Raw genomic sequence first — 10,057 nt, 5'->3', positions numbered from 1 at the left:
AGCTATCGCATGGGCGGAAGTAAATGCTAATCTTCGTCGTTTTACTCCTTGACTAGCAAACTTACCGCCTCAACATGGTGCGTCTGTGGAACTCAAAAGGTTCAGGGAACCTTTTGAGGTTTAACTGCGTTTCACTAACAAACTCACACACTCAATGTGTGGAGTTAGTCAACATCTATATTATATAACGAAAGTGATAGAGTTGTTGTTTAAAATTAAACTTTAGAATGAAAATATTTAAAAAAAGTAGATCACTTTTAGAAGTGTCCTACTTGTATTATTTTTATTTAAAAAGGGATAAATCCTTAACAAAAGGGGTGTACTCCCGCGCCTTCGGGAAGGAAAAAAAGAAATGGCGCAAAATCAAGGTTTTATTTTTGAAATTTACCAGAAAATACCCTTAATGAAAGTAACGTAGTTCTTGTTGATGGTCATAGTGTGTTCTATTGATGCACGTTCAACGGTTACTAGATTTAGGTTAAAATCGTTAAAGCCCATATCATAGTTTAAAAAAGCGATTATACAAAAACTTGTATATCGCTCTGTTTGTTCACTTACTTTGACAAAGTGGAGGTATCTATCCTCAAGGTCCTCAATGCATTCCATACTGCCAGTAGCGTTACACCAACATCTGCAAAGATTGCCTCCCACATATTAGAAATTCCCAATCCACTTAGAACCAAGAAAATTAGTTTAACTACAATAGCCAAGGTCATGTTTTGCCGAGCTATTCTGACTGTCTTTTTAGCCAGTCGAATGACTTGAGGAAGTTTTCCAAGGTCATCATCCATCAGTACAACATCTGCTGATTCAATGGCTGCGTCCGAACCTAGCCCTCCCATAGCAATACCAACATCTGCCCTAGCAAGAACCGGTGCATCATTCACTCCATCTCCAACAAAGGCAACAGCCTGCTGAGACTGAGTCAGAATTTCCTCAAATGTACTCACCTTATCCTGAGGCAAGCAATCTCCAAATGCATCATTGAAGGCAAATTGCTGTGCAAATTCATCAACCACTGCCTGACGATCACCTGAAAGGAGAACCGTTTTTTTAATTCCGACCGCCTGTAAATCCTTCAAGGCCTCGATGCTCGTCTCCTTCACTTGGTCTGTGATAAGGAAATAGCCTAAAAAGTGACTGTCCTCTGCCAAATAGAGAACTGTTCCTGTGCTGTCAATAGCTGGATAAGCAATCCCTTGAACTTCCATTAATCTAGCATTCCCAAGATAGAGCTGTCTGCCATCTATCCTACCGGACATGCCCTGCCCTGGTAGCTCGGTAATCTGACTCACCCTATTCTCGTCCACTTCCTGTCCATAGGCTGTTCGAATCGAGTTTGCGATTGGATGATTGGAATAGCTTTCCAAATGGGCAGCGAGGTACAGAATATTATCCTCGATACCTTCTGCGTTGACAACGGTATCTACCGCAAAGATACCTTTTGTAATTGTCCCCGTCTTATCAAATACGACCGTATCCAACTTGGCAAGAGCCTCTAAATAATTCCCACCTTTCACTAAGACACCTAATTTAGATGCTCCCCCTAGCCCGCCAAAGAAACTCATTGGTACCGAAACCGCAAGAGCACAAGGGCAAGAAATGACTAAAAAGGTAAGTGCCCGATAAAGCCAAGTCGACCACTCCCCTAAACCAAGCAAGGGAGGCAGGCTTGCAAGCAGAAAAGCGATTCCGACAACCACTGGTGTATACACACGCGAAAAACGTGTGATCATCCGTTCCGTCTCCGCTTTTTTATTGCTTGCATTTTCAACTAATTCCAAAATTTTGTTGACCGTTGATTGCGAAAAAGTCTTACTCACTTCAATTACCAGTGGACTAGTCAAATTGATCACACCACTTGTAATGTCCTCACCAACGCCAATTTCCCTAGGCAGTGATTCTCCTGTCAAGGCTGACGTATCCAGAATAGAACGACCTTCTCTGACCAGACCATCTAGGGGCACCTTCTCCCCAGGCTTAACTAAAATATGGTCCGCAACCCTTACTGTTTCAGGGTCTACTTGAACGGTTTCTCCCCCCTCTAGTCTCCAAGCCTTATCCGACCGAATATCCATCAATCGTGCAATGGACTGACGAGATTGAGAGGTGGCCTTATCTTGGAAATACTCCCCAATCTGATAAAAAAGCATGACGGCTACTGCCTCTGGAAATTCTCCCAAGAGAAAGGCTCCTAAGGTCGCGATACTCATCAAAAAGTTTTCATCAAAAAGATTACCACGTTGAATATTTTGAACCATCTTGATAAGAACCTTATGGCCGATAATGATATATAGGGTCAGATAATAGACCAGACGAATCCAGAAATACTCCTCTGGCAGGAAAAAGCCGAAGGCAAATAGAATCATAACAGCAAGTAGCAGCTCTTTCGCCCAATCTCGTTTTTCTGGAAGTGCCTCTTCCTTTTTCTCACTGATAACTTCGATTCCAGGTTCAATAGCATCCACCAAGTCAATAATTTCCTTATCTATCCCATCTTCGCTTTTTGTTTCCAAAATCAGCTTTTGAGCTATCAGATTGACAGTGGCAGATTCTACCTGCTCCAATTGATTGACAGCACGTTCAATCTTAGCAGCACAATTGCCACAGTCAATTCCTCGAAGTTCATACTCTTTCTTCATGTTTTTCCTCTTTCAAATGTTTCAGTGTCAAAGACAAGACTGCTGCGACATGATCGTCCGCAAGTTCATAATAGGTCATCCTTCCTTTTTTCTCCCCCTTGACCAATTGGCAGTCCCGCAGATAGCGTAGTTGGTGAGAAATAGCAGACTTGGTCATCTGTAACGCAATCGCTAAGTCTCCGACACAAATTGGATTTTGCCGTACTGCTTGTAAAATCCGCAAACGAGTTGGGTCAGAAATCGCCTTAAAAAAATTGGACATATTTAGCAATGTAACGGTATCAAACTCCGTCTCATGGACCCCTTGAATTAAATCTGGATTACAAGCTGTTAAACACTGTGACATATTTTCTATTCCTCCTATACTAAAGTTGTATCAAGTAACATCATGATTAGAAATCCGGCCATAACCCCACCTGTCGCAATATCGGTATTCTTGTGCTCTTGAGCACCTGGCACAAGTTCTTCCACTGCAACATAAATCATGGCTCCCGCCGCAAATAAGAGAGCATAAGGTAGTAGCTGGGTCATAGACATAACAGCATAGGCCCCTAAAACAGCTGCAATCGACTCAACAATCGCTGACATGGCGCCATAGTAGAAAGCTGATTTCCTACTTCGCCCTTCTACCCGTAGTGGCAAGGACAAGGCAGAGCCTTCTCGAATATTTTGGATGCCAATTCCCAAGGCCAATCCAAGGGCACTCATTCACGTAAAGGAAAGTCTAGTTGCGAGATTTGCCACACTAGCAAATGCCACACCAACTGCTAAGCCCTCTGGTATATTATGAAACACTACCGCCAGATAAAGCAGCATGGTCTTTGATAAGGGTCTTTTGGGATTCAAAATCCCTTCCTTATCACTCATCTGATGATTCAAATGTAGGTCGGGAACCAAATAATTAATAAAGCGGATAAATAAGCCCCCGACAATAGAACCAACAGCCGTCGTCAACCAGTAAAATCTGTTCGTAGCTATTGACTGGCTATAGTCCAAAGAAGGGACAAGCAAAGGCCAGACTGCCACTGCCGTCATAATGCCCGCTGCCAAGCCCATCATCATATCCATGAATTTTTGATGAATGGTTTTGACAAAAAAGACCAAACTAGCACCGATAAGGGTACAAAACCAGTTGAATAAGCCAGCTAATAAAGCTTGCATTACTGGTGATAGAGAAGAAAAATTACATCTCATACCTCAATAATCGATGATTCAGTTGAACAACCACTCAACTATTATCATTATAGTTGAACACTCGCTCAATTGTCAAGGAAGAAAGTAAAAAAGCTATGAGAAATCCCCATAACTTTGTAAATTATTGAAGCAATCTCGTGTTCTTAGAGAATATCACAATGCCATAAAAAGCCCAAAGGACTATTTGGAATTATCATATCATATAACGCTTCGACACAATTTAACGATTACTATATTGAGAAACAAACTTTACTCCTCAAGAAAGTTAGATGTTCCCAATGCTATCCGTAAGAGTACTTAAAACCTTGAAACATACTGATTTCAAGGTTTTTATAACGTGTTATTGTATCACCTAATTTCTACTGATTTCCATAGATCAAACCTTTCGTGATTTTTTCATATAGGTGGGTACGTTTCTATTCCCTCAAACTCCTTGTCAATGGAAATAAAAACGTACCCACAGTGTAAATGGAAATAGAATTTGAGAATTCCTAACTATCACTTCCACTCACTCCAAAAATTACTTACTCTAATACTTCCCCACCATAAAGCAAAAAGCCTTGCAATCAAGGCTTTTCATTATCCCTTTCGTTCAAAGGTTCTAGGCTTTTACGAGCAAAGCTACACACTCCACGTGGTGCGTTTGCGGAAATAAATCAACCGGTTGTACTTTCTTCAATTCATATCCCAATTCTTGGTAGAGTTTGATATCACGCGCCATGGTTGCTGGGTTACATGAGACATAAGTAATCTTCTCAGGTTGCATGGCGACGCTGGCTTTGATGAAGCTTTCAGTCAAGCCCTTACGTGGTGGATCCACAATGATGACGTCTGGTTTGATGCCATTCTTACTCCACTTGGCCATGGCATTTTCAGCTGAGTCAGCCACATAGTGGGCGTTAGTAATGCCGTTGCGTTCTGCATTTTTCTTGGCATCTTCGACGGCTGTTTCGATGACTTCAACGCCGTAGACTTCCTTGACCTGTTTTGCAAATGACAAACCGATTGTCCCGATTCCTGAGTAGGCATCAATAACAATGCTATCGCTGTTTAGGTCTGAGAAGTCAATGGCTGTTTGGTAGAGTTTTTCAGCCATCTCGGTGTTAACCTGATAGAAAGACTGGGCAGAAATCTCATAGTCATTACCCAACATACTGTCTGTGATGGTGTCTTGACCATAAAGAGTTCGGAACTCCTTACCAAAGATGGCGTTAGTGTTCTTATCGTTGATGTTTTGGATGATAGAAACGACACTTGGGAAAGCTTCTGTAATTTTAGCAATGACTTGGTCAATACGGAAGACTTTTGGTCTGGTCGTTACAAAGACCAACATCATCTGACCTGAATAATGGCCACGACGAACCACCAAGTGACGAATCAAACCTGTCTGCTCCTTCTCGTCGTATGGTTTGAGGTCATAGCGACGGAGAAGGTCACGGACAAAGACAATGAGTTTATCAATTTCCTTGTCTTGGATAAGGAAATCTTCAATTGGAATCAAGTCGTGCGAATTCTTGCGGTAGAAACCTGTTTCAAGCTGACCTTTAACACGGCGAACAGGTACCTGAGCCTTGTTACGGTAGGCGTAAGGCGTCTCCATCCCCAATGTTTCAGTGACCTCTACGTCTGAGATGCCTGCTGTCTTATAGAGGTTGTCCACAACTTGTTTACGCTTGAACTTGAGCTGCTCCTCGTAGGTCATATGTCCAAAATCAGCAATCCCTGAACGGAGATAGGTTGCATCAATGTCCTGATTGCGGTTTGGTGAAAGGGTCACATACTCCTCAACCTTTCCAAAGCCGATATTTTTCTTGAGCTTAAGCACGCGCATCTTGATGACTTCACCTGGGAGGGCATTATCCACGAAAAAGACAAAGCCATCCACCTTGGCAACGCCTGCTCCTTCATGTGTCAAATCGACAATTTCAACTTCTACAATATCGTTTTTATTTAACATAATTCAACTTTCTTTACTCTTTATAGGGCTTAAACATATCTTCTAAAGCCTTTTACTACCCTCCATTATAGCACATATAAATTAAATTTATGGCTGGCCATAAATAATATAGATTTTTCAGAAAAGTCATACAGTGCTATCATAGGTCCATGACAAAAAATTAAACGACTCAGCAACTTGGCTAGATGTCGTTTCTATCTAAAGGAGAATAATCATGCCAGATATTACCATTCATACAATCGAAACTGCACCAGAAGAAGTCAAAGACGTCCTTCAAACAGTCAAAGATGCCAATGGGGGATTCATTCCAAATTTGATTGGTCTCCTTGCTAATGCGCCAACTGCGCTTGAAACTTACCGTACTGTCGGTGAAATCAACCGTCGCAATTCATTGACACCAACTGAACGTGAGGTTGTTCAAATTACAGCTGCTGTTACTAACGGATGTGCTTTCTGTGTGGCAGGTCACACAGCTTTTTCAATCAAGCAAATCCAAATGACACCACAACTCTTGGAAGCCCTTCGTAACCGTACACCAATCGAAGACGATCCAAAACTTGATACCCTTGCTAAATTCACTATTGCCGTGATCAATACCAAAGGTGCTGTTGGTGATGAAGCCTACAATGACTTCTTGGAAGCTGGTTACACTGCTCAAAATGCCCTTGACGTTATCTTGGGTGTCAGCCTTGCTAGCTTGTGTAACTACGCTAACAATCTCGCACAAACACCGATTAACCCTGAACTTCAAGAATTCGCTTAATTCAAAACCAAAGGATAAACTAGAGGAGGACCTAAGCCTATGTCACATTTTTCAAAAGAATTCCTTACTTGGTTGGACACCAACGCTGACCATATTGACCAAGAGTCTGGACCCATTGCGGACCAACTTCTTGAAAAAATTGCTGAAAACGACGTCTTTAAAATCGGCGTACCTGCTGAGTTTGATGGCCTAGGTGGTGGTCCTACTCAAGTTGTTGATGTGCTTGATGAATTGGCACAACACTCTTTGACAGCTTCCTTTATTTCTTGGGGACACCGTACTTTCATCGAGTATATCCTAGCTAGCGACAATGCTTATCCTCGTGAAACATGGTTGAAAGAATTGTATACCGGTGAGCGTGCTGGTGGAACTGGCTTGTCAAATGCGGTCAAATTCTTGTCAGATATTGAAGAATTGAATGTTACCATCAGTCAAGAAGGTGATGACTACTATCTTGATGGTCGTTTGCCTTGGGTGACTAACCTACGTTCTGATAAATTCGCTGCTCTCTTTGCTGCTGACTTTAAAGACGGTAGCCAACCTTGGATTATCACTATTCCATCTGAAGCTGAGGGACTCAGCCGTTCTGAAGATTTGGAATTCGTTTCCCTTCAAGGTGCTAACACTGCCTCTCTTACTTTCGATCACGTTAAGTTAGATCCTAATTGGATCCTTTCAAAAGAAGGTACGGACTATATTGCCAAAACACGTCCGAACTTCCTTGGTTTCCAATTTGGTCTCGCCTTTGGTTTGGCCAAACGTTCTCTTGATGAGGTTGAAGCTAGTCTAAACAGTAACCGTAGCGTTCTTCGTGAAGAATTTGAAGCTACACGTGGAAATCTTCTTGCTATCCAAGACCAACTCTTTGCCGGTCTTAATGATGCCGATTATTTCATTGACAAACCACGTGAACTTTTCCAATTGCGTATCGATATTGTCGATGTCGTAGCCAACAGCCTACTCCTCGAACTTCAGGCTAGTGGTGGTCGTGGCTATTTGAAAGAATCAGAGTCAAGCTTTATCCGTCGTTGGAATGAAGGCGGCTTCCTTCCAATTGTATCTCCGAGTGCGGTGCAGCTTCGTCACATTCTTGCAGCTAGCTAGAAAGGCCGGTGGACCAATGATGGTATTTTTTAAGAAAATTCCCTTGGCCCTATCTAGTCTAGTTCTTGCCCTCTTTAGTTTATCCAATCAAATAAGCCACTATACCCTGATTGCTCAGGGTATTTGGTGTTTAGCCAGTATAGGTTTTATACTTATACTGGGACGCTTGATTCTTGGATTTGAACAAATAAGAGAAGATTTGCGAAATCCAGTCATTGCTTCGGCCTTTGCTAGTTTCTTTATGGCTGCCTTTCTATTTGCCAGCCGCCTCCCACTAGCTCAAACAGGATTGAGTGTGACTTGGCTTGGACTCCTTGGACTTTATATTGCCTATATTATTTTTTTCAGTCTGCGTTTTTTACGCCCATTTTCTTTGAATCAAGTCTATCCAAGCTGGTTCGTGGTCTATGTTGGCCCTGCTATCAGTCTTGTGACAGTACCGGCTAGTGTTCCAACTAGCATCAAGGGACTTATTCTGGGAGTAACGGGATTTGCGACTCTAGCCCTCTTTCCACTTGTTTTATGGAGAATGAGACAGATAGCCATACCTCACCTATATCGGCCTATACTTGCCATTTTAGCAGCACCTCTGGCCCTTCTCATTACCAGCTCAATCAAGAGTAATCAAAGACCTGCAACTATCATTTTACTTGCCCTACTTTTATTCTCACAAGCATTCTTTTTCTATGCTCTTGATCTCTTCGTAAAACTGGTTAGAAATGGTTTTATGCCACTTTTTGCAGCTTTTAGCTTTCCCTTGGTCAATAGTGTCAATGCTTTTAAGGCGGCCACTACCAGTCTTGGACTAGTCAATCCAGCTACCCAATTGGTTTATAAGGTAGAGTTCGTCTTCGTTCTTGTCATCATGACCTATTTGCTCTATCATTTTCTAAAACTCTTATACAAGGCGCTTATACAAGCTCTTAATACCAAAAAACAAGCAGGTTCAGTGTGAACCTGCTTGTTTTCTTATCTAAATCCTAGTTCTTTTAATTTTGACTGATAATTATCAAAATCAATTTCAATCCCTTGACCGCCATACAAATCATAACTGTCAATCCAATCACCATCCGAAGGAATGGTTTGCGAATTGATCCCTTTTTTGAAACTACCAGCATTTGAAAGTCCCAAATCCAACATATCAGTCATACTCATATTGGTTGAGGTCAGTGAGTAAACCTTCCCCAAAGCCTCAGGTCCATTGAAGAGATTAAGTGGATTCTTAAGCTGCTTCATAACAGCCTGCATCACTTGTTGCTGGCGCTTGGTACGGCCATAATCTCCCTCGTCATCCTTACGGAAACGAGCATAATTCAGAAGGGTGCGACCATCCATATCCTGCTTACCAACTTTAATGGTTTGATTTGGCACATGACCATTCTTGTCCATCTTCAAATCATCTGGGACTTGTACTGATGACACTTTTTTACCATCAATGGTCGCAAACTTCGCATTGATTTCCACACCATTCGGGAAGAGGGTATCGACCCCTGTCGCAAAGGTTTCAAAGTCAACCATGGCATAGTACTTAATATCAATGTCAAAGTTTCGTTTGAGGGTCTCACGCATGAGTTCTGCCCCTTGATGATTATTTTGCTCACCAATATTGAAAGCCGTATTAAGTTTCAAGTCCTGAGAATAGTCGGTTTCTGAAGCTCCCTTGATATTGACCAAGGTATCTCGCATAAAGCTAACCATCTTAATCTTACCTTCTTTATTGCCCACATTGACAACCATGATGGAGTCCGTTCTGGCATCGGTAGAGTCTTGGCTAACTCGCTGGTCAGAACCTAGAATAAGGATATTAACCCCATCCTTGGTATCCTTACCATTAAAGGTCTCAACTACGGCAGGCTGATAGGATTTACCATTATTACCTGCAGCAGAAAGGTCTGTTCCCTTGTAAAATTGATAGGCCATGGCTATCACTAAGAACACAACTCCAAGACTCAAGCAACTAAGCACCAGCTTAACAACTTTCTTGAGCCTTCTCTTTTTCTTTGGTCGCTTCTTCTTGGCTACTTGCGACTTGGACCTTGGAGCCGACATTGCTGAAGGAGTTGCTTGTCTTTGAACCTTTTTACGTTTAGGTTTACTTTGAGCGACTTCCTCCCGATAGACGGGCAATCCTTCCTCAGTTAGCTGATTGACAGACTCATAATCACGTTCTTGATAGTAGTCAGAACGATTGTCATAAGGCTGGCTCCATGCTGCTTGATAGTCCTCTCTTTGCGCTTGATACCGCCGCTCAGCTTCATAGGCATCCAACTTTCCTTGAAGATAATTGAATTCTGAGGCCTGCTGTCCATTCAGGTGAGCAAGATTTTTTAAAAGATAGCTGTAACGTAACCGTTCATGATGCGTAAACGGTCCATTGTTAGATTTGGTCATAAGATT

7 protein-coding genes and 1 pseudogene are annotated in these 10,057 nt (G+C 42.1%); 3 read left to right on the top strand and 5 right to left on the bottom strand.

Features of this window, described 5'->3' with window-relative positions; all coding sequences use genetic code 11:
• Positions 1 to 554 precede the first annotated feature (554 nt).
• The 4 genes and pseudogenes from H7U02_RS02350 to rlmD form a co-directional block, all read right to left on the bottom strand.
• Positions 555 to 2,642 carry a heavy metal translocating P-type ATPase gene (locus H7U02_RS02350; RefSeq protein WP_060973386.1) on the bottom strand — a complete coding sequence of 696 codons (2,088 nt, stop codon included), beginning with the start codon at positions 2,640 to 2,642 and terminating at the stop codon, positions 555 to 557.
• Positions 2,626 to 2,988 (bottom strand): ArsR/SmtB family transcription factor, encoded by a 363-nt coding sequence (locus H7U02_RS02345; protein WP_002890511.1) that lies wholly within the window; start codon positions 2,986 to 2,988, stop codon positions 2,626 to 2,628. Before H7U02_RS02345 ends, H7U02_RS02350 begins: the two co-directional genes overlap by 17 nt.
• Positions 2,989 to 3,002: 14 nt before the next feature.
• Positions 3,003 to 3,836: pseudogene (locus H7U02_RS11480) on the bottom strand (ZIP family metal transporter).
• A 601-nt stretch (positions 3,837 to 4,437) separates the two neighbouring features.
• Positions 4,438 to 5,793, bottom strand: coding sequence for a 23S rRNA (uracil(1939)-C(5))-methyltransferase RlmD (gene rlmD, locus H7U02_RS02330; RefSeq protein WP_155198120.1), 1,356 nt, complete (start codon positions 5,791 to 5,793; stop codon positions 4,438 to 4,440).
• A gap of 214 nt (positions 5,794 to 6,007) precedes the next feature.
• On the opposite strand from rlmD, the gene H7U02_RS02325 reads away from it, so the two are divergent.
• From H7U02_RS02325 to H7U02_RS02315, 3 genes are read left to right on the top strand one after another with little or no spacing between them, the layout of a single operon-like run.
• The gene (locus H7U02_RS02325) at positions 6,008 to 6,556 is read left to right on the top strand and encodes a carboxymuconolactone decarboxylase family protein (protein WP_002888987.1); all 549 of its coding nucleotides are present in this window, start codon (positions 6,008 to 6,010) and stop codon (positions 6,554 to 6,556) included.
• A gap of 39 nt (positions 6,557 to 6,595) precedes the next feature.
• Complete coding sequence (locus tag H7U02_RS02320) at positions 6,596 to 7,660, top strand: acyl-CoA dehydrogenase family protein (protein WP_201042710.1); 1,065 nt, start codon at positions 6,596 to 6,598, stop codon at positions 7,658 to 7,660.
• A gap of 16 nt (positions 7,661 to 7,676) precedes the next feature.
• Positions 7,677 to 8,615 carry an ethanolamine utilization protein EutJ gene (locus H7U02_RS02315; protein ID WP_037603966.1) on the top strand — a complete coding sequence of 313 codons (939 nt, stop codon included), beginning with the start codon at positions 7,677 to 7,679 and terminating at the stop codon, positions 8,613 to 8,615.
• Positions 8,616 to 8,629: 14 nt separating this feature from the next.
• On the opposite strand, the gene H7U02_RS02310 is transcribed toward H7U02_RS02315, so the two are convergent.
• Complete coding sequence (locus H7U02_RS02310) at positions 8,630 to 10,051, bottom strand: LCP family protein (protein ID WP_037603968.1); 1,422 nt, start codon at positions 10,049 to 10,051, stop codon at positions 8,630 to 8,632.
• Positions 10,052 to 10,057: the final 6 nt, after the last annotated feature.

The sequence above is a fragment of the Streptococcus sp. 3.1 genome, assembly GCF_016648915.1.
Taxonomy (GTDB): Bacteria; Bacillota; Bacilli; order Lactobacillales; family Streptococcaceae; genus Streptococcus; species Streptococcus salivarius_E.
This window is presented reverse-complemented; position numbering and strand designations above follow the sequence as displayed.